Below are 19,432 nucleotides of genomic sequence, written 5' to 3'. Positions count from 1 at the left end.
TCAATAACGATTCCCATTCTGCGCTTCGGTGATACACTAGCTAAATGTGATCTTTGTCATATCGTAATTACTACAGAGAAAAGAGACACTGCTATGCAACATATCATTGAGGGCTTCCTCAACTTCCAGAAAGAGATTTTCCCGCAACGCAAAGAGCTCTTCCGCAGCCTGGCGTCGAGCCAGAATCCAAAAGCGTTGTTCATCTCTTGTTCTGATAGCCGCCTGGTCCCGGAGCTGGTTACCCAGCAGGAGCCAGGGCAGCTGTTCGTTATTCGTAATGCCGGTAATATTGTGCCCTCTTTCGGGCCGGAGCCGGGCGGCGTGTCAGCCACCATTGAATATGCGGTTGTCGCCCTCGGTGTGACGGATATTGTCATCTGCGGCCACTCCAACTGCGGCGCGATGAAAGCCATCGCCACCTGCCAGTGTCTGGAACCAATGCCTGCCGTTTCCCACTGGTTGCGTTATTCGGACGCGGCGAAAGCGGTGGTTGAGAAGAAAACCTGGGCCAGCGAGACCGATAAAGTGAACGGTATGGTGCAGGAAAACGTTATTGCCCAGTTGAACAACATTAAAACGCATCCGTCGGTTGCGGTTGGCCTGCGCGACAAAACCCTGCGTCTGCACGGCTGGTTCTATGATATTGAAAGCGGCGATATTCGCGCGCTGGATAAAGACACCAAAACCTTCGTTTCACTGTCGGAAAATCCGGAAGTCTACTTCGAATAATATTCCCCAGGGCAAGGAAGCCCTGTGCATCGTAATAGATAATTCATGAGCCCATCTCATAGGTCTGTTCGTTTTTGCCTGGCTAATCAACCCCCTGCCAAGTTTCTATAATCTTTTTCTCCTGTCGATACTTTCCGTTTGGAGAACAAACGATGCAAAACCCATTGAACGCGCGCCAACAGGCGCTGATCCCGGTTGCCGCCCTGGCCGCCGAAGGCAATATCGCGGCGTTGGCCCCGGCGCTGGATACCGCGCTGGATACCGGCCTGACGATAAATGAATTAAAAGAGACGCTGGTGCAGCTGTACGCCTACTGCGGCTTTCCGCGTAGCCTGAATGCGCTCTCCTGCCTGATGAAGGTGATAACCGAGCGTCAGGCGCGAGGCGTTATTGATAACGAGGGGGCGACAGCGACCCCGTTACCGGAGAATTGGGATAGCCTGCAGGCCGGTAGCCGTAATCAGACACAACTGGTCGGGCAAACGGTCAGTGGACCGCTATTTGAATTTGCGCCAGCTATCGACTGCTATCTGAAGGCGCATCTGTTTGGCGATATTTTCCAGCGTGACGTCCTGGATTGGCCGACGCGCGAGCTGGCGACGATTTCAATGCTGGCCGCATTATCGGGCGTGGAAAGCCAGCTGAAGAGCCATTACGCGATTAGCCTGCACAACGGCCTGACGGCGCAGCAACTGCGTGGATTTATTGACGTGCTAGCGACAAAAGTCAGCGCCGAAATAGCGGCAAAGGCCTCGGCGGTGCTGGAGCAAGTGGCAGGTAGTTGAAGCATCGGTGGAGAGGACAACGACACTGTCTTCGCTGAAAAGCAGCGCGGCGCGCCAGAGATAAAGCCTGGCGCGTCACACTCGCACTATTATTTGCTCAGTTCGGCAGTCATATAGACGCGGTTATTGAACTGGGCGCTGGTAATTTTATAAGACGCGCCTTGCTCCGCAGCCTGGGCGGCAATTTTCGCTTCCGCACGGTCGAGGGTTGAAGCGGTTGCCGTCACGCTCTGGGCGAAAGCACCGAATGACATCAGGGACAGCACGGTAACTGCAGCAAAAGTTTTGATGGATTTCATGGTCATATTCCTTAAAGATTTTGTTTGGCGAGGAGCGCTGTTGCTCCGATGTGATAAGAATAGAACCAATGATGATTGTTTAAAATCGAAACAATTTGCCTATCTTGTTCAAAATCACTGATGTTTTGATTGGTAGCGTAGTGGATACTCCGCAAGTGGATGGGGCAGGTTCATATTGTGGCTGCCCTCAATCTCGGCAACGATGGTTTGATACCCGGCGATCCAGCGTTGCCCCTGAGCTTTGGCCTGCTGGTGTTGCAGATGGTTCATCATCATTTCCATAGACTGTCGGTCGCGCCAGTAGTAGTTGTTGATGATTCGGCCGCTGGCGGCATCATGATAGCTCTCCATACCGATAAATCCCTCCAGCGACTGGGTATAGCGCTCGATCTCGCCGTCCAGTTGATAAAAGTCATCGTCGTACTCTTTCTTCTCAAAGATAAAACTGGTTAAAAATAGTGACATTACCTGCTCCTGTGTCTGACTTTATAGGCTGATTAGCGTGGACTGGTGGCTCAAGCCGGGCATCATCTGCTCCAGCCCCCCGGTAAGCATGCGGCCGGCCTCATGCAGCGCTTCGAGCGGCATCTCTGGCAGGCTTTCCAGAATAAACCACATCTGTCGATCGCGAGCGCTCAGGCGGGTACGAACTCCCTGTCGCCAGTTCCAGCGGCGGCAGGTCACACCGCGATCGTCACGCCAAATGACTTCTCCCGGTTCCGGTGATTCAACGGCGGCTAAGCCTTCCTTCATCGTATCAAAGGGCTCAGAGCCGTCGGCGATGACCAGACGCGGCGCGCCGCAATAGGCGGCGATGTTCTCGCCGCCGACGGGAATGGCATACCGCAGACTGACGGCATTGTAGAGGTCAACGACCGGGTCAATTGCCGGCATGGCGCCATCGCGAAGTACGCGTTTACGCAACGCCTCTGCGGAACAGGGCGTACGTTTCGGTTTAGCGCCAAACGCTTTGAATACCGTAGACCATGCCGCGAGATGGTCCTCCGCCCATGCGGGCTCTCCGGCTAATACTGCCTGACAGGCTGACGCCAGCGCGGCTTCACCGATAGAAGCATCACTTAGCGGCGCAGCGTTGACGGTAATACTCAGCGCCCGAAACCCAGGAGCGATCCCGGCTAACTGTGGGCTAATTGACGGTAATGGGTGAGACATTGCATAATCCTGTAATGACTGATTTAGAGCATAATATCGACCGATGAATGATAAAGTCAATATAACGACCGATAACAGCAACGATCTAAGCCGCATTAATGAGGCGGTATCGCGGCGTATTAAGCAGTTTCGACGCGAAAAGAAGATCTCTCTCGACGAGCTTTCCCGTCGCGCCGGCGTCAGTAAAGGGATGCTGGTGGATATCGAAGGGTGTAGGGCGAATCCCAGTATCGCGCTGTTGTGCAAAATCGCTGCGGCGATGGGGGTGTCGGTGGCGGAGTTTGTCAACGTTGCCAGTGAGCCGATGGTTCATCTTATCGACCGTGATGCGATTCCGGTATTATGGCGCGGCGAGCAGGGCGGCAGTGCCAGGCTGCTGGCCGGCACCAGCGGACCGGATATGCTTGAACTCTGGCAGTGGCGGATGTTGCCTGGCGAATCGTTCCGTTCGCCGGGGCATCCGGCCGACACCTGGGAACTGCTATACGTGACCGAGGGAGAACTCACCCTGACGGTGAATAATGACCCATATCAGGTGGCTGAAGGGTGTTCTGCGGTAGCACGTACCGATGTGCCACATGAATATTGTAATTTCAGTCAGTTGCCCGTCGTCTTTACCATGACCGTGTATGAGAAAGGGCGCTGACGCGGACTCTGGCGTAATTCTGGCTTCACCACTACGCTGAATAATTCACGCCCTGGATAGATATAGCCTCCAGGGGAATACGGTGAGCCAGAGGAAACCTTATGAGTGAAGTCAAAATTGTTGCCACGCTGACCCCCCATCCTGAATATATCGATACCATCAGAGAGGCGGCATTAGCCATGGTGCCGCCGACGCACAGAGAAGCAGGGTGCCTGCAATATGACCTGCACGAAAGCCGGGAGATCCCTGATGTCAGGCAGCTTTCCCGGCAAGGAAAGATCTCATTTGTGTTTATTGAGCGTTGGCGCTCGGAAGACGATCTAAAACAGCACGTTGCGATGCCGTATCATGACGATTTTCTGGCGATTCTGGAGGGGAAACTGGAGAGTATTCAGGTACAGCGACTGATGTCGTTATAGATAAAAGCAAGAGGAAAGAAGAGAAGTGCGCACCAAATCAATAATGATTGAAATGGTGCGTCCGAGTGGACTCGAACCACCGACCCCCACCATGTCAAGGTGGTGCTCTAACCAACTGAGCTACGGACGCATATGGTGCGTTTAATTGGACTCGAACCAACGACCCCCACCATGTCAAGGTGGTGCTCTAACCAACTGAGCTATAAACGCGAATGGTGCGTTCAATTGGACTCGAACCAACGACCCCCACCATGTCAAGGTGGTGCTCTAACCAACTGAGCTATGAACGCAATGTTGTGGTGACAACGGGGACGCATATTAACGGCAGGGAGGCCGTGTGGCAAGAGGCAAACGTCACTTTTCTTGCAGAATAGACGCGTTTGCAGAACTTTTATCCATATCGCCCATATTTTACTGATGATAAAGGATATTTCTTCAACAATGTCCTGCTCCGTTGCGTTTTTCTGCCCGGATTGGCAGGGGAGACGCTCACCGACTTTATGCTAGAGTGTGCGGCAAATAAACGACGGAGCGCAGTAATGAAAGCAATTGGCATTTTTTGTGGTTCTTCTACCGGGGAAAACCCGATTTATCAGGTTTACGCGCAACAGGTTGGCAAGGCGCTGGCGCAAGCCGGGGTGGAGCTTGTGTATGGCGGCGGTAAAGTAGGACTCATGGGCGCCGTGGCAGATGCTGCAATAAAACACGGCGGGCGGGTCATTGGCGTGATGCCGCGCGGGCTGGTGGAGCGTGAGATTGCGCATAGCGGATTAAGCGAGCTGCATGTCGTTGAGAATATGCATGAGCGCAAAAACAAGATGTCGCTGCTGGCGGACGGCTTCATTGCCATGCCGGGTGGAGCCGGAACGCTGGAGGAGATTTTTGAACAGTGGACCTGGGCGCAGCTCGGTATTCATGAAAAGCCCTGTGCTTTCCTGAACGTGAACGGCTATTACAACCCGCTGCAGGCGATGGCGGAAAAAATGGCCGCCGAAGGGTTTATGCATCGCCGCTATGCTGAGATGCTGACTTTTAGCGATGATATACAGGAGATTTTAACCGCATTCCATCGCTATACGCCACCGCAGCGCAAATGGCTTGCGAAGTAGCGCTATTAAAGGGCAAACCGTTTTATCGGCTTGCCCTTTTCTTTAGCGTTTCTGGTTAGCGCGCGGCGCGCTGCAGGATCACGCTTGACGGCTGACGTTGCAGGAAGCGCATGCGCAGCATCATCATGATGGCAGCGGAGGTCAGGCCGATGATAAAGCCGCACCAGAAGCCCGCAGGCCCCATCCGCGGCACCACAATATCCGTCAGCGCCAGCAGATAACCGCTTGGCAGGCCAAGTACCCAGTAAGCGGTGAAGGTAATAAAGAAGATCGACCGCGTATCTTTATAACCGCGCAGAATACCGCTGCCGATCACCTGAATGGAGTCGGAAATCTGATAAATCGCCGCCAGCAGCATCAGCTGTGAGGCCAGTAGCACCACCTCAGGGTTATCGTTGTACAGCAGGGCAATCTGCTTACGCATCAGGATCGTGAAAATCGCGGTGATCATTGCCATGCAGACGCCCACGCCGACCCCGGTACGCGCGGAGGTCTGTGCATCCAGCGTCGAGCCCTGGCCGAGACGAAAACCAACGCGTATTGTTACCGCCGCCGCCAGCGAGAGCGGAAGAACGAACATCAGCGAACTGAAGTTAAGGGCGATTTGATGCCCTGCGACATCGATAATCCCCAATGGCGAAACCAGCAGCGCCACAACCGCGAACAGCGTGACTTCAAAAAACAGCGCCAGCGCGATTGGCAACCCCAGCTGTACCAGCCGTTTTAATACCGAAAAATCAGGTTTACTGAAACGCTCAGCGCAGCGGATATCGCGCATTGAGCGCGCGCGGCGCACCCAGGTCAGCATGCTGGCAAACATGACCCAGTAGACCGAGGCGGTCGCGACCCCGCAGCCGATGCCGCCAAGTTCCGGCATACCGAAATGACCATAGATAAAAATGTAGTTCACTGGAATGTTGACCAGCAGGCCGATAAAACCCATCACCATACCGGGCTTAGTTTTTGCCAGCCCTTCGCACTGGTTACGCGCGACCTGGAAGAACAGATAGCCTGGCGCGCCCCATAGCAGCGCACGCAGATACCCCACCGCTTTGTCGGCAAGCTGTGGGTCGATGTTGTGCATCGAGCTGATGATATAGCCTGCGTTCCACAGCACCACCATCACCAGTACGGAGACAAAGCCCGCCAGCCAAAAGCCCTGGCGTACCTGCTGGGCGATACGATCGCGGCGACCGGAGCCATTAAGTTGGGCGATAACCGGCGTTAGCGCCAGCAGCAGACCGTGGCCAAACAGGATGGCAGGTAGCCAGATCGAGGTGCCGATAGCCACGGCGGCCATATCGGTTGCGCTGTAGCCGCCGGCCATCACCGTATCGACAAAGCCCATCGCCGTCTGGGCGACCTGCGCCAGAATGACCGGGATAGCCAATGCTAATAACTGACGCGCTTCTATAAAGTACTTCTGCACGTGAACACCTTTATATTGTTGTTATTTTGAGACTAAAAAAGCCGCCTTAAATGGCAGCAAGAAGAAAAAACAGGAGGAATTTCCAGTCTATTGTAGCGAGGATTAGCCATTAAGCCAGTGAAAAAATGGTGGGGGCACGATGCGCGCTGGCAACCTGTTTGGCCAACTGTTATTGTTCCGCGTATATATAACGGTAATGATACCGTCACGATTCTCAACAGGAGCAAAGTATGTTTACTGGTATTGTACAGGGGACTGCGAAAGTGGTGTCCATCGATGAGAAACCGAATTTCCGCACCCACGTGGTGGAGCTGCCGGCGCATATGCTCGATGGCCTGGAGACCGGTGCTTCGGTGGCGCACAATGGCTGTTGCCTGACCGTTACCGAAATTGACGGCCCGCGAATCAGCTTTGACTTGATGAAAGAGACGCTGCGTATCACTAATCTTGGCGCTATCCATGAAGGCGATATGGTCAACGTCGAGCGAGCAGCGAAATTCAGTGATGAAATCGGCGGCCATTTGATGTCCGGCCATATTATGACCACCGCCGAAGTCGTTAAAATCCTCACCTCGGAAAACAATCGCCAGATTTGGTTTAAGGTACAGGACCCGGCGCTGATGAAATATATCCTGTATAAAGGGTTCATTGGCGTGGACGGTATTAGCCTGACGGTTGGTGAAGTGACCCCGACTCGTTTCTGCGTGCATCTTATTCCGGAAACGCTGCAGCGCACCACGCTTGGGGTGAAAAAACTCGGCGATAAAGTAAATATCGAAATCGATCCGCAAACTCAGGCGGTGGTGGATACCGTGGAACGCGTGCTGGCGGCAAAAGAAGCGGCGCAAAAAAGCGCGGAAGAATAATAAAAAAGCCCCCGCAGAAATACATTTCTACGGGGGCTTTTTTTAGCGAGTCTAGCGGGCTACGCGCAGGCCATGTTCAACACCGCGCGAGAAGACGACTTGCCAGAGCTGAATGTCGCGGGCGCGGAAAGCACCCGCGCAGGCATTCAGATAATAGGTAAACATGCGTTTGAAACGGTCTGAATAGTTATCGGCAATATCCGGCCAACTGGCAAGAAAACGCTCGTACCAGGCCATCAAGGTGGTGTCATAATCGGCACCAAAGTTATGCCAATCTTCCATCACAAAATGCTTCTCGCTGGCATCGGCGATATGGCGTACCGACGGCAGGCAACCGTTAGGGAATATATATTTATTAATCCACGGGTCGACGTTGTGATCGGTAATCTTTGAACCAATGGTGTGTAGCAGAAAACGACCGTTTGGTTTTAAATTACGATCGACAACTTCAAAATAAGTGGCGTAATTTTTAGGCCCAACGTGCTCGAACATCCCGACGGAGACGATACGGTCAAAACTTTCGTGAAGATCGCGATAGTCCTGCAGCAGAATATTGACATCTAATCCTGCACAGCGCTCCTGTGCCATTTTTTGTTGTTCGGCCGAAATGGTCACGCCTGTCACACTGACGTTATAGTTTTTGGCCATGTAATAGGCCAGCCCACCCCAACCGCAACCGATATCCAGCACTTTCATTCCCGGCTCAAGCTGCAGTTTGCGACAGATAAGATCTAATTTATCCTGCTGCGCCTGTTCCAGATTTTCGGCCTCTTTCCAGTATCCGCAGGAATATTGCATATAGGGATCGAGCATGCGGTGGAAAAGGTCGTTGCCTAAATCGTAGTGTTCTTTACCAACAATCCAGGCGCGTTTTTTGCTTTGCAGATTAAACAGGCGAGCGCCAGCGATACGTAGCGTATCTTTGAAGTGGTGGGGGAGTTGCTTATCCAGCCCGGCGCGCAATACCTTGTGAAAGAATATATCCAGGCGTTCGCATTCCCACCAGCCGTCCATATAGCTTTCGCCTAATCCGAGAGACCCTTCCTGTAACACGCGTTTAAAAAAGAGCGGGTTTTTTACCCGGATATCGGAGGGTGCGGAACCATTGATCTCAATTCCGGCACGGCCCAATAATTCAGCTGCAATCCGGTACCAATCATCGTTTGGTACACTTACTTCTTCTATACACGATGAACTCATAGCTTCTCCATCACGCCCAAGTGATCAGAACCTTAAAACAGCGTAGACGCTTTTTTGGCTTTGTGAGAAATCTCACGAAAAAATCGTGAGGGTGCTATCCGACGTAGAACAGAGGAAGGGAGATAACCCTTGCCGAAAGGCCTTCCATGGTGAAACGGGCTGCTTCCTGCCCCCGTTAATATCTAAAAAACTTTCTATTTATGTGATGCCGGATCCAGTATAGGCCGCTAAAAACCGCCTTTCAATAAAAATATATTAGCAGGCTAATTACTGGTCCGGGAGATCCTTTAAAAAATCATCAAGCGTGAGACGATTCGTTCACTAACTGCACGCGTCGTTGCTGCATCCAGAAACCGATGCCTGCCAGAACGATGGAAATCAGCATCACGCTGGTGGTGGTCAGAAGCGGAGTGGCGATAAGGCTTGAGACCAGCAGGCTTGCCAGGAAACAGAGGCCAAGCTGCAGCGTATTCTGCAGGGCGGCGGCGCGCCCGGTTGCCTGTGGAAAAGGTTTCAGCGCCTGGGCGACGACGATAGGGTAAATCCCGCCATTCACGATCGCCATGATGCAAAACGGAACCATTAGCGTAACCAGTGACGGATGATCCTGTATCCCGGCAAGCCAGGTCGCCGCCACGCTCAGCGCAAAAACAACCAGCAGCCAGGGCAGCATCTGATGACCCTGCCATTTTTGCAGCGCCGCGCGGCAGCCGTAACCGCCGATCAGGAAGGCGATAGTTTGCGGCACGTAGCTAAGACCAATCACCGTCGGGCCATAGCCCATTTCATAGAGGATAAACGGCGAACCGGTGAGCCAGGCGAAGAAGCTGGCGGAACACGCCGCATAAATGAGTACGTTACCGCTATATTCACGTGAACGCAGCAGGGCCATAAAGGTAAGTTTCTGCTGGGTTTCGCCAGCAGGTTTGACGACCGCCTTCAGACGAAAAGCCGGCAGCATCAACAGTAAGGTGATAGCGAACAGGGTGGCGAAGATAGCCTGCCATTCCAGATGGACTAACAGCCAGCTGCCGAGTAACGGCGCCAGCGCCGGAGAGAGCCCGACCAGCGGCATGATCGTTGCGAAAATGCGGTTGGTGCGCTGGGCCGGATAGTAGTCGGTCACCATCGCCTGCCAGGTCACCGCGGCGGCGCATACGCCAATCGCCTGGACAAAACGCAGTACCAGCATCAGCGTCGCATCGCGTACCCACAGCATCCCAAGACAGCCAAGAGCGAAGATAGCCAGCCCGGCGAGCAGAATCGGTTTCCGACCATAGCGGTCCGACAGCGGCCCCCAGAACAGCTGGCCGATCGCGAAGCCCGCGAGGAATAAGCTCAAGCTGGCGCTAACCGATGCGGCAGAGGTGTTGAGGTCTTGCTGAATGGCGGCAAAGGCCGGTAGATACATGTCGGTGGCCAGAAAGCCAAGCACGCTCAGGCCGCCCAGCCACACTAAAAATCCTTTCCCAGGTTGTTGCATAACGTTCTCTTTCTACTGATGCAGGTACGATGCCGCAGAGTGTAGGGAGTGTAATCCGCCTTGTGAAACGCTATTATTTGTCACATGCATTCAAAAATTTTGCAGGCAGAATATGTGGTCTGAATATTCCTTAGAAGTGGTTGATGCTGTGGCGCGTAACGGGAGTTTCAGCGCCGCGGCGCAGGAGCTACACCGCGTACCTTCGGCGGTGAGCTATACGGTGCGACAGCTGGAGGAGTGGCTGGCGGTTCCGCTTTTTGAACGTCGCCATCGTGATGTTGAATTGACCCCCGCCGGGCACTGGTTTTTGCAGGAAGGGCGTTCTGTTATCAAAAAAATGCAGATCACCCGCCAGCAGTGCCAGCAAATTGCTAACGGCTGGCGCGGCCAGCTGTCCATTGCGGTGGACGATATCGTTAAACCGGCGCGGATGCGCCAGATGATCGTTGATTTTTATCGCCATTTTAGCGATGTCGAACTGATCGTTTTTCAGGAAGTTTTCAACGGCGTCTGGGATGCGTTAGCCGATGGGCGGGTAGAACTCGCTATCGGCGCGACGCGTTCGATACCGGTGGGAGGGCGTTACGCTTTTCGCGATATGGGGATGCTGAACTGGCACTGTGTCGTCGCCAGCAGTCATCCGCTGGCGCAGATGGAAGGGCCGCTCAGTGATGACGTGTTGCGCAACTGGCCGTCCCTGGTGCGCGAAGATACCTCGCGCTCGCTGCCGAAGCGCACAACCTGGCTGCTTGATAACCAGAAGCGGGTGGTGGTGCCGGATTGGGAATCTTCAGCCACCTGTCTATCGGCAGGATTGTGCGTCGGGATGGTGCCAGGCCATTTCGCCCGCCCGCATATCGATAGCGGGGAGTGGACGGCCTTGACGCTGGAAAACCCATTCCCGGATGCCGCCTGCTGCCTGACCTGGCAACAAAGCGATGCTTCACCCGCTTTAAGCTGGCTGCTTGACTATCTTGGCGACAGCGAAACGTTGAATCGGGAGTGGTTGCGGGCGCCGGAATAACCGGCGCCGGAGGAGGGTGTTAACGACGATAATCGACGAACGGGCCGTCGGCAACCGAGCGGCGCTCAATAAGACGTGGATGCACCTCGATGGACTGCGACTCTTCGCGTTTATTAACAATGCGATCGAGCAGCATATTGAATGCCGCTTCTCCGAGTGAGTCCTTGGGTTGATGTATTGTGGTCAGCGCCGGGCTGAAGTAGCGGGCGTTGCGCACATTATCATAGCCGATCAGCGAAATGTCCTGCGGCACGCGCAGGCCCATTTCGTCGGCGGCGCAGATAGCGCCCATCGCCATGATGTCGCCGCCGCAGAACACGGCGGTTGGGCGATGCTGCTGATTAAGGATCTGCTGCATGGCGCGGTAGCCGGATTCCGGTTCAAAGTCGCCCTGAACAATCCAGTTTTCCGGCACATTGATATGCGCTTCTTTCATCGCCTGCATGAAGCCGGCAAGGCGCCCGGCGCCGGTGTTGCGCTCAAGCGGGCCCGGAATAACGCCAATTTCACGATGGCCGCGTTCAATCAGGTAACGGCCGGCGATATAGCCGCCTTCAAAGGCATTATCAATAACCGAGTCGGTAAAGTCCGCTTTGGCTTCGCCCCAGTCCATCACCACCATCGGAATATGACGATACTCTTCGAGCATACTGAGCACCGACTCAGGGTACTCGGAACACATCACCAGCAGGCCGTCAACGCGCTTTTGCGCCATCATCGACAAGTAGGCGCGCTGTTTTTCCGGATCGTTCCAGGCGTTGCCCAGAATCAGGGTATAGCCTTTCTGGAAGCAGCTCTTTTCTACGGATTCGATAATTTCAGCGAAATAGGCCGCTTCGCTGCTGGTGGCCAGCAGACCGATCGATTTAGTGTGATTGACTTTCAGGCTGCGAGCCACGGCGCTTGGCGAATAGTGGAGTTCTTTAATTGCCGCCCACACCGCATTGCGCGTCTCTTCCGCCACGAAACGGGTTTTGTTAATCACATGTGATACAGTTGTAGTGGAAACGTTTGCGCGTTTCGCTACATCTTTAATAGTTGCCATTACTTCTCACTCCAGACCTTGACCTGATCGTCTGATTATCGATACGTAAACGTTTGCCTATACACACCCTGTATACAATGCTCAACATTGCAACACCTGGGAAAACGACACAGAACGACAGGAAGGGGTCAATGGCCGATACGCTTTCAAATTAGCGTGGGATTTTGTCCTATCTCGCGGCAAAGGGGAAGAGCAAAAATGTGCATCACTCTAAATCCGGGAAGATTTTTGCATATTTTTGTGCAAAAATGAGCAAGCTCACTTTCTATGTGGGGATAATCAGGGGAGAAAATTGATGGACACAAATTTAAAGTTTTCGCTGACAACGACGGTTATTGTTTTGGGTCTGATCGTCGCCGCCGCGTTGACCGCGGTACTGCACTGATTCCAGCAGGGAGGGGGCTTCCCCTCCCATCCCGCCATTATTAGCAAATCTGCAAAAATCTTTTGTCATTTCGTTTACTTCTGTTTTTCTGTGATTGATGTCATGCTTTTGGCTTCTGATGTAATGCCGTGTCCTGAATCGGCCTGATGGAGTCTCTGAATGAAAATCAACTTTCCCTTACTCGCGTTGGCGATCGGTGCCTTTGGTATCGGTACCACCGAGTTTTCCCCGATGGGATTACTGCCGGTTATCGCCAAAGGCGTCGATGTTTCTATTCCGGCCGCGGGGATGCTGATTAGCGCCTATGCCATTGGCGTGATGGTCGGCGCGCCGTTAATGACGTTGCTGCTATCGCATCGCGCTCGCCGCAATGCATTGATCTTCCTGATGGGGATCTTCACCCTCGGCAACGTGCTCTCTTCTATTGCGCCGGATTACACGACGCTACTGCTGTCGCGTATTATCACCAGCCTCAATCATGGCGCGTTCTTCGGCCTTGGCTCGGTCGTTGCCGCAAGCGTGGTGCCAAAACACAAACAGGCCAGTGCGGTCGCGACCATGTTTATGGGGCTGACCATTGCCAATATCGGCGGCGTACCGGCTGCCACCTGGCTTGGCGAAACCATCGGTTGGCGAATGTCTTTCCTCGCCACGGCGGGTCTGGGATTAATTGCGATGGTCAGCCTGTGGTTCTCCCTGCCGAAGGGTAGCGCCGGCGAACGTCCGAACGTGAAGCGCGAGCTTTCAGTGTTGATGCGTCCTCAGGTACTCTCTGCGCTGTTAACCACCGTGCTGGGCGCCGGGGCGATGTTCACGCTGTATACCTACATTTCTCCGGTACTGCATACCATTACCAACGCTTCACCGCTGTTTGTTACCGCCATGCTGGTATTAATCGGCGTCGGTTTCTCGCTTGGCAACTATCTGGGCGGTAAGTTTGCCGACCGTTCAGTCTCCGGAACGTTGAAAGGGTTCCTGTTGTTACTGATTGCCATCATGTTGGCCATTCCGCTGCTGGCACAATCGCAGTTGGGTGCTGCCGTCAGCATGGTCGTGTGGGGCGCGGCAACCTTTGCGGTGGTTCCGCCGCTGCAGATGCGCGTAATGCGCGTGGCGCACGAAGCGCCGGGCCTGTCATCGTCGGTTAACATTGGCGCTTTCAATCTCGGTAATGCGTTGGGCGCGGCGGCGGGCGGCGCGGTGATATCCGGCGGCCTCGGTTATGCTTTTGTGCCGGTGATGGGGGCGATTATTGCCGGGCTGGCATTAGCGGTGGTGCTGTTTGGCGGGCGTTCACAACCAGAAGAAGCGTTAGCGAATAACTAAGTCGCACTAAGAAAAAACCGCAGCGGGGTAACCCTGCTGCGGTTTTATTTTTATGCTGCCAGGTTGGCGGCAACAAATTTCCAGTTTACCAGCGCCCAGAAGTGTTCCAGATAATTAGGACGGGCATTGCGGTAGTCGATGTAGTAGGCGTGTTCCCAGACATCAACGGTCAACAGCGGCGTCGCATCGGTAGTCAGCGGAGTGCCGGCGTTGCTGGTGGAGACGATAGCCAGGCTGCCGTCAGCGTTTTTAACAAGCCAGGTCCAGCCTGCGCCGAAGTTTTTCGCCGCTGCATCGGTGAATTTCGCTTTAAAATCAGCGAAGCTACCGAAAGATTTGTTAATCGCTGCGGCCAGTTCGCCTTCCGGCTCACCGCCGGCGTTAGGCGCCAGGCAGTTCCAGTAGAAAGTGTGGTTCCAGACCTGCGCTGCGTTATTGAAAACGCCGCCTTCAGAAGAGCGAACGATCTCTTCCAGAGATTTGCCTTCAAAAGCGGTGCCTTTGATCAGGTTGTTGAGGTTGGTCACGTAGGCCTGGTGATGTTTACCGTAATGGTATTCCAGGGTTTCTGCGGAAATGTGCGGCGCCAGGGCGTCTTTTGCATATGGTAATGCAGGTAATTCGAACGACATTGCTACTCTCCTTATAACTTTTTGTTTTTTCTCACATTAATTAGGTGAATGTTCACCTGAATATCGTATTTACTGTGTAACGCTGTCGCGAGTGTTACATGTTATTGTGTTGAGAATGTTAACATTTGCTGAAGTCAGTTAAAAGACTTACAACAACAAAGGTTATTTATTGCTAACGCGACTGATTAAGCCTTCGCCAGTCTGGCGCATGGCGAGCGATATGATTCGCAAATTCCCCATCGACGCTCCTGCCTACGACTAAAACGCTGCGTATCTTCATCACCTGTTATCTTTTTAGATCGATATAAAACATTAGCTTGCGAGCATTATGCGTAATGGGAATGACTTTCATGCCCAATAATCATTAGGATTAATTTTAATTGTATGACAAATATAATTGTCTCTGCAGGCAACGGACCTCGGAGTAAGAAATCCTTATTGAACAAGCATAAAGCTCATAATTGATGGATGAGAAGAGATGGCGCATAAACATGAAATGGTCAGCGGACATATTATTCCGATCGTCATAGATATCATCGAGTGGATCGAAGACAACATTTTTACCGCGCTACCCGTCACCGCAATCTCAAGGAAATCGGGTTATTCGCACTGGTACTTTCAGCGCCAGTTCGCGCTGATTACCGGTTATACGCTGGGAACATATGTTAGCCGACGCAAAATGACCATTGCCGCCGGTATTCTCAAACAGACGCAGGATTCGGCGTTGAGTATCTCATTGCTGCTCGGGTTTGAAGGCCAGGCGACATTTTGCCGTACTTTCCGTCGTCATTTTGGTATGTCGCCGACCAGTTATCGCCGTCATCCCGCGCAACTGGAGGAGCGAATGCAGTATCCGCTGAATCTGGAAGAGGAGGGGAATGTACAGAAGAGCGGTTTGCCGGCGCAGCGGCAAACCGGGGTCTGCGCCTCTTAACGAATGGTTTTTGGCGTCATTACGCGGCGCGCGCCGACGTAGTGGCGAACCCAATAATCTTCGCTCAGGGAGGTTATCTGAATATCACGGCCGGTACGCGGCGACTGGATAAACTTACCGTTTCCAACGTAAACGCCTACGTGGTCGGCGGTGCCGCGTCCGCGGGTGCGGAAGAAGACCAGATCGCCGCTTTGCAGTTCATCGCGGTCAACCGGGCGGGCATCGCGCAGGTGGTACATTTCGTTAGCGGTGCGCGGAATATGAATTTTTACCAGATCTTTATAGGCGTAATAAACCAGCCCGCTGCAGTCGAAACCGGTACGCGGTGAGGAGCCTCCCCAGCGATAAGGTTTGCCTAGCTGATCCATGAGTTTATTCATGGCAGTGCTTTGCGCTTTTTGCACTCGGGCTTTGTGCGCATCGGCAATCGTCAGATTCGGTTCATCAGCGACAGGTTTACAACGTTTTTTGTAGCCTTTACGCACCACGCATTTGCTTTTCACGCTGTTCAACGCCAGCGTCGATGCTTCGCTGGATTTTACCGTTTTCGCACACTGCTTTTTATAGCCTTTACGCAACACGCATTTTTTAGTGGCGCCGGCGACTTGACGATTAAGCGCGGTTTGGCTTGCTGCGGTAGTACGAGTAGGGGACTTCGCGCTTGAGGTTTTTTTACGGGTAGTTTTAGCGGTGGATTTGGATTTATTTTGCGTTGCTTTCTTCTTACGCTCGGCGGTGGAGCCTTTCGCCGGGTGCGCCTTCGGCGTAGCCGAAGCGTGCGTATGCCCTGAAGCATGCGCCAATGGCGTAAGCGAGATAGATGTAAACAGTAATGCACAGAGCGATATCGCGATTTTATTGAGCCGCGCCACTGAGCAATCCCCTGATTAAATTACAGACATATACTAATGCCTGACGGTGAATGACAAACCGGAATGATTCTAAAGCATAAAAAGCCAGAAAGTTAATACTCTTTTGTATCTAAAATGTCGTTTGGTTAACGATTGCAAAAAAATGAGTCAGACAATCGCCGCCTCGTACAGAAAGTGCGCAATTCGTCCCGCACTGACGTCATAAAGTGATATTTTTAAGGCAACTTCAGACGACAGAAGATAAAATGTGGCGAGTGAAAAAAATGTTATTATCGGTCCTGCGTCCAGGACGCTACAATGACAAATTACTGCCGTAAAGATGTTTAAGGAAGCACGACAATGAGCACCACTCTAGAAACGATCCAACGTCAAATCGCTGAAAACCCGATCCTGCTGTACATGAAAGGCTCTCCGAAGCTGCCGAGCTGCGGTTTCTCCGCTCAGGCAGTGCAGGCGCTTTCTGCTTGCGGCGAACGTTTTGCCTACGTTGATATCCTGCAGAACCCGGATATCCGCGCTGAACTGCCGAAATACGCTAACTGGCCGACCTTCCCGCAGCTGTGGGTTGACGGTGAACTGGTTGGCGGTTGCGACATCATCATCGAAATGTATCAGCGCGGCGAACTGCAGCAGCTGATCAAAGAAACGGCTGCAAAGCACAACGCTGACGAGCCGAAAGCAGAGTAATTCTTTGCTGCAAAAGAAAAAGCGACTTCTCCGGAAGTCGCTTTTTTTATCGCTTACGCTTCAGGTACAGGTAACGGCCAGCCGCCAAGGCGCTTCCAGCGGTTGACGATTTCGCAGAATAGCTGGGCGGTTTGCTCGGTATCGTACAACGCAGAATGGGCCTTGCTGCCATCAAACTCCATGCCGGCGGCGATGCAGGCTTTAGACAATACCGTTTGCCCTAAGGCCAACCCGCTCAACGCGGCGGTATCGAAGGTCACGAAAGGATGGAACGGGTTGCGTTTCAACCCGGCGCGCTCGGCGGCGGCCATCGTAAAGCTGTGATCGAAAGTCGCGTTATGCGCCACCATAATCGCGCGGCTACAATCGCTCTCTTTCATTCCTTTGCGAACCATTTTAAAAATGGCGTGCAGCGCATCGTATTCACTTATCGCGCCGCGCTCCGGATCGTTTGGGTTAATTCCATTGAAAGCCAGCGCTTCCGGCTGCAGGTTGGCCCCTTCGAAGGGAGCCACGTGAAAATGCAGCGTTTCGTCCGGCATCAGCCAGCCCTGCTCATCCATCTTCAACGTAATAGCGGCGATCTCCAGCAGGGCGTCGGTTTTGGCATTAAACCCGGCGGTTTCAACATCAATTACCACAGGATAAAAACCGCGAAAACGGCCGCACAGACCATTAAGTTGAGCGTTCTCGGACATCAGATTCTCTTAGCTGGAAAAAAGTAGCGCGCATTATGGCAAATTTTGCCGCGGCTTGCAGCAGGAAGGGAGAAAACATCGGGCGCGAACGCGCCCGAATTAACTTAGTTGCCGAGACCTTTTCCGGCATCTTTCTCTTCGATCAGCTCAATTTTGTAGCCGTCCGGATCTTCAACAAAGGCGATAACCGTGCTGCCGCCTTTAACCGGGCCAGCTTCGCGAGTGACGTTGCCGCCATTCTGGCGAATACGCTCGCACGCTTGCGCCGCGTTGTCGACGCTCAGCGCAATATGGCCATAGGCGGTACCGAGTTCGTAGCTATCCACGCCCCAGTTATAGGTCAGTTCGATAACCGCGGTATCGCTCTCTTCGCCGTAGCCGACGAAAGCCAGCGAGTATTTATATTCAGGGTTTTCGCTGGTACGCAGCAGCTTCATGCCCAGCACGTTGGTGTAAAACTCAATAGAACGTTGCAGGTCGCCAACGCGCAGCATGGTGTGAAGTAAGCGCATAATTTCCCCTATGCAGTTTGTTTTGATACCTCAGAGTCTTGAGTATAGCGGCGTTGGTACGCCGCTATCAATGGAGGGATTACAGGGTTGGATAATCGGTATAACCTTCCGCGCCGCCGCCGTAGAAGCTTTCCGGGCGCTGCGGGTTAAGCGCCGCCTTTTTCTGCAGACGCGCCACCAGATCCGGGTTAGCGATGTAATCGCGGCCAAAGGCCACGGCATCGATCAGTCCTTTATTGATAAGGTCGTTGGCTTTCTCCACCGTATAGGCGCCAGCGCCGATAATCGCGCCCGGGAAGCGATCGCGAACTTTCTGACGGAATTCGTCGCTGTACGGCTGGCCGCCGGCCCAGTCTGGTTCGGACATGTGCAGATAAGCGATACCGCGTTTTGCCAGCTGCTCAATAAGATAGAGCGCATCGGCTTCTTCGTTCGGGCCGTTATCGACGTTCTGGAAACTACCGATTGGCGACACGCGAATGCCGATACGATCGGCGCTCCACTCTTTACTGACGGCATCGACCACTTCCAGCACCAGGCGGGCGCGATTCTCGACGCTGCCGCCGTACTGGTCGGTACGCTGGTTAGAAGAAGGCGACAGGAACTGGTGCAGCAGATAGCCATGCGCGGAGTGCAGCTCTACCAGATCGAAGCCGACATCGCGGGCATTGCCTACCGCCTGACGGAAATCATCCACGATCCCTGGGATTTCGTCTGTTTCCAGCGCGCGCGGCATCGACGTATCGACGCGAATGGCATGACCGTTTTCATCACGTAGCGAAGTACGCGTACCTGCGCTCAGCGCCGATGGCGCAACCGGCGCCGCGCCTCCCGGCTGCAGGCTGTTATGGGAAATGCGGCCGGTGTGCCACAGTTGCACGGCGATATGACCGTTTTCAGCATGAACGCCAGCAGTGATTTTTTGCCATGCGGCCATTTGCTCTGCGCTATGTAGGCCCGGCGCGCCGGCATAGCCTTTCGCCTGGGCGGAAATTTGCGTCGCTTCGGTGATAATCAGGCCGGAGCTGGCGCGCTGACGATAATACTCAGCCATCAGCGGAGTAGGGATGTCGCCTGGTTCGATGCTGCGCAGACGGGTCAGCGGAGCCATAAATACGCGGTTAGGTACGGTCACCGCACCGACTTTTAACGGGCTGAACAATTTAGATTCTGACATAA

23 protein-coding genes and 3 tRNA genes are annotated in these 19,432 nt (G+C 53.5%); 11 read left to right on the top strand and 15 right to left on the bottom strand.

Annotated elements, in window-relative coordinates:
• Positions 1-93 precede the first annotated feature (93 nt).
• Both ABLV07_RS14485 and ABLV07_RS14480 read left to right on the top strand, forming a co-directional pair.
• Positions 94-729 carry a carbonic anhydrase gene (locus ABLV07_RS14485; RefSeq protein WP_015366898.1) on the top strand — a complete coding sequence of 212 codons (636 nt, stop codon included), beginning with the start codon at positions 94-96 and terminating at the stop codon, positions 727-729.
• A 110-nt stretch (positions 730-839) separates the two neighbouring features.
• A complete protein-coding gene (locus tag ABLV07_RS14480) occupies positions 840-1,514 on the top strand; it encodes a carboxymuconolactone decarboxylase family protein (RefSeq protein ID WP_257393955.1) in 675 nt (224 codons plus the stop codon).
• A gap of 89 nt (positions 1,515-1,603) precedes the next feature.
• Here the strand turns inward: ABLV07_RS14480 and ABLV07_RS14475 are convergent, their stop codons facing one another.
• From ABLV07_RS14475 to ABLV07_RS14465, 3 genes are all read right to left on the bottom strand, one after another.
• A complete protein-coding gene (locus ABLV07_RS14475) occupies positions 1,604-1,813 on the bottom strand; it encodes a YdgH/BhsA/McbA-like domain containing protein (protein ID WP_015366896.1) in 210 nt (69 codons plus the stop codon).
• Positions 1,814-1,927: 114 nt separating this feature from the next.
• On the bottom strand, positions 1,928-2,278 hold the full coding sequence (locus tag ABLV07_RS14470) for a hypothetical protein (protein ID WP_015366895.1): 351 nt from the start codon (positions 2,276-2,278) through the stop codon (positions 1,928-1,930).
• 21 nt (positions 2,279-2,299) lie between these two features.
• Positions 2,300-2,986, bottom strand: a complete 687-nt coding sequence (locus ABLV07_RS14465) for a B3/4 domain-containing protein (RefSeq protein ID WP_015366894.1) — start codon at positions 2,984-2,986, stop codon at positions 2,300-2,302.
• Positions 2,987-3,029: 43 nt separating this feature from the next.
• Between ABLV07_RS14465 and ABLV07_RS14460 the strand changes: the two genes are divergently transcribed.
• Both ABLV07_RS14460 and ABLV07_RS14455 read left to right on the top strand, forming a co-directional pair.
• Positions 3,030-3,632, top strand: a complete 603-nt coding sequence (locus ABLV07_RS14460; protein WP_042892320.1) for a cupin domain-containing protein — start codon at positions 3,030-3,032, stop codon at positions 3,630-3,632.
• Positions 3,633-3,733: 101 nt separating this feature from the next.
• Positions 3,734-4,051, top strand: coding sequence for a putative quinol monooxygenase (locus ABLV07_RS14455; RefSeq protein WP_020079007.1), 318 nt, complete (start codon positions 3,734-3,736; stop codon positions 4,049-4,051).
• Positions 4,052-4,104: 53 nt separating this feature from the next.
• Here ABLV07_RS14455 and ABLV07_RS14450 read toward each other — a convergent pair.
• The 3 genes from ABLV07_RS14450 to ABLV07_RS14440 form a co-directional block, all read right to left on the bottom strand.
• Positions 4,105-4,181 (bottom strand) — tRNA-Val (locus ABLV07_RS14450).
• A gap of 3 nt (positions 4,182-4,184) precedes the next feature.
• A tRNA-Val gene (locus ABLV07_RS14445) sits at positions 4,185-4,261 on the bottom strand.
• A 3-nt stretch (positions 4,262-4,264) separates the two neighbouring features.
• Positions 4,265-4,341 (bottom strand) — tRNA-Val (locus tag ABLV07_RS14440).
• A 249-nt stretch (positions 4,342-4,590) separates the two neighbouring features.
• Between ABLV07_RS14440 and ABLV07_RS14435 the strand changes: the two genes are divergently transcribed.
• Entirely contained in the window at positions 4,591-5,160 is a 570-nt protein-coding gene (locus ABLV07_RS14435; RefSeq protein ID WP_042892323.1) for a TIGR00730 family Rossman fold protein, read from the top strand.
• A 55-nt stretch (positions 5,161-5,215) separates the two neighbouring features.
• Here the strand turns inward: ABLV07_RS14435 and mdtK are convergent, their stop codons facing one another.
• Complete coding sequence (gene mdtK / locus ABLV07_RS14430) at positions 5,216-6,589, bottom strand: MdtK family multidrug efflux MATE transporter (protein WP_015366890.1); 1,374 nt, start codon at positions 6,587-6,589, stop codon at positions 5,216-5,218.
• A gap of 230 nt (positions 6,590-6,819) precedes the next feature.
• Here mdtK and ABLV07_RS14425 point away from each other — a divergent pair, with 230 nt between their 5' ends.
• Complete coding sequence (locus ABLV07_RS14425) at positions 6,820-7,455, top strand: riboflavin synthase (protein WP_015366888.1); 636 nt, start codon at positions 6,820-6,822, stop codon at positions 7,453-7,455.
• A gap of 51 nt (positions 7,456-7,506) precedes the next feature.
• On the opposite strand, the gene cfa is transcribed toward ABLV07_RS14425, so the two are convergent.
• Both cfa and punC read right to left on the bottom strand, forming a co-directional pair.
• Positions 7,507-8,655 (bottom strand): cyclopropane fatty acyl phospholipid synthase, encoded by a 1,149-nt coding sequence (cfa, locus tag ABLV07_RS14420; protein ID WP_015705219.1) that lies wholly within the window; start codon positions 8,653-8,655, stop codon positions 7,507-7,509.
• Positions 8,656-8,953: 298 nt separating this feature from the next.
• Positions 8,954-10,138, bottom strand: a complete 1,185-nt coding sequence (gene punC, locus ABLV07_RS14415; protein WP_348853261.1) for a purine nucleoside transporter PunC — start codon at positions 10,136-10,138, stop codon at positions 8,954-8,956.
• Between the two features lie 112 nt (positions 10,139-10,250).
• Here punC and punR point away from each other — a divergent pair, with 112 nt between their 5' ends.
• Entirely contained in the window at positions 10,251-11,162 is a 912-nt protein-coding gene (gene punR / locus ABLV07_RS14410; RefSeq protein ID WP_015366885.1) for a DNA-binding transcriptional activator PunR, read from the top strand.
• A 19-nt stretch (positions 11,163-11,181) separates the two neighbouring features.
• Here punR and purR read toward each other — a convergent pair whose 3' ends face one another.
• Positions 11,182-12,207 (bottom strand): HTH-type transcriptional repressor PurR, encoded by a 1,026-nt coding sequence (gene purR, locus ABLV07_RS14405; RefSeq protein WP_015366884.1) that lies wholly within the window; start codon positions 12,205-12,207, stop codon positions 11,182-11,184.
• 295 nt (positions 12,208-12,502) lie between these two features.
• Here purR and ABLV07_RS14400 point away from each other — a divergent pair, with 295 nt between their 5' ends.
• Complete coding sequence (locus ABLV07_RS14400) at positions 12,503-12,592, top strand: YnhF family membrane protein (protein ID WP_032705726.1); 90 nt, start codon at positions 12,503-12,505, stop codon at positions 12,590-12,592.
• Between the two features lie 159 nt (positions 12,593-12,751).
• Entirely contained in the window at positions 12,752-13,918 is a 1,167-nt protein-coding gene (locus ABLV07_RS14395; RefSeq protein WP_015366882.1) for an MFS transporter, read from the top strand.
• Positions 13,919-13,968: 50 nt separating this feature from the next.
• On the opposite strand, the gene sodB is transcribed toward ABLV07_RS14395, so the two are convergent.
• Positions 13,969-14,550, bottom strand: coding sequence for a superoxide dismutase [Fe] (gene sodB, locus ABLV07_RS14390; RefSeq protein ID WP_015366881.1), 582 nt, complete (start codon positions 14,548-14,550; stop codon positions 13,969-13,971).
• A gap of 478 nt (positions 14,551-15,028) precedes the next feature.
• Between sodB and ABLV07_RS14385 the strand changes: the two genes are divergently transcribed.
• On the top strand, positions 15,029-15,484 hold the full coding sequence (locus tag ABLV07_RS14385) for a helix-turn-helix domain-containing protein (protein WP_015366880.1): 456 nt from the start codon (positions 15,029-15,031) through the stop codon (positions 15,482-15,484).
• On the opposite strand, the gene ABLV07_RS14380 is transcribed toward ABLV07_RS14385, so the two are convergent.
• On the bottom strand, positions 15,481-16,356 hold the full coding sequence (locus tag ABLV07_RS14380; protein WP_015705220.1) for a C40 family peptidase: 876 nt from the start codon (positions 16,354-16,356) through the stop codon (positions 15,481-15,483). The two genes, ABLV07_RS14385 and ABLV07_RS14380, sit on opposite strands and share 4 nt — an antisense overlap.
• Before the next feature lie 339 nt (positions 16,357-16,695).
• Here ABLV07_RS14380 and ABLV07_RS14375 point away from each other — a divergent pair, with 339 nt between their 5' ends.
• The gene (locus tag ABLV07_RS14375) at positions 16,696-17,043 is read left to right on the top strand and encodes a Grx4 family monothiol glutaredoxin (RefSeq protein WP_015366878.1); all 348 of its coding nucleotides are present in this window, start codon (positions 16,696-16,698) and stop codon (positions 17,041-17,043) included.
• 53 nt (positions 17,044-17,096) lie between these two features.
• On the opposite strand, the gene rnt is transcribed toward ABLV07_RS14375, so the two are convergent.
• The 3 genes from rnt to ABLV07_RS14360 form a co-directional block, all read right to left on the bottom strand.
• Positions 17,097-17,741: a ribonuclease T gene (rnt, locus tag ABLV07_RS14370; protein WP_015366877.1), complete on the bottom strand. Its 645-nt coding sequence runs from the start codon at positions 17,739-17,741 to the stop codon at positions 17,097-17,099.
• Between the two features lie 104 nt (positions 17,742-17,845).
• The gene (gene gloA / locus ABLV07_RS14365) at positions 17,846-18,253 is read right to left on the bottom strand and encodes a lactoylglutathione lyase (RefSeq protein WP_015705221.1); all 408 of its coding nucleotides are present in this window, start codon (positions 18,251-18,253) and stop codon (positions 17,846-17,848) included.
• A 79-nt stretch (positions 18,254-18,332) separates the two neighbouring features.
• Positions 18,333-19,430, bottom strand: coding sequence for an alkene reductase (locus ABLV07_RS14360; RefSeq protein WP_015366875.1), 1,098 nt, complete (start codon positions 19,428-19,430; stop codon positions 18,333-18,335).
• Positions 19,431-19,432 lie beyond the last annotated feature (2 nt).

It is taken from the genome of Klebsiella sp. CN_Kp097, assembly GCF_040064495.1.
GTDB classification, from domain to species: domain Bacteria; phylum Pseudomonadota; class Gammaproteobacteria; order Enterobacterales; family Enterobacteriaceae; genus Klebsiella; species Klebsiella aerogenes.
Note: the sequence above shows the minus strand (reverse complement) of the source record. Positions and strands in the feature narration are given on the sequence as shown.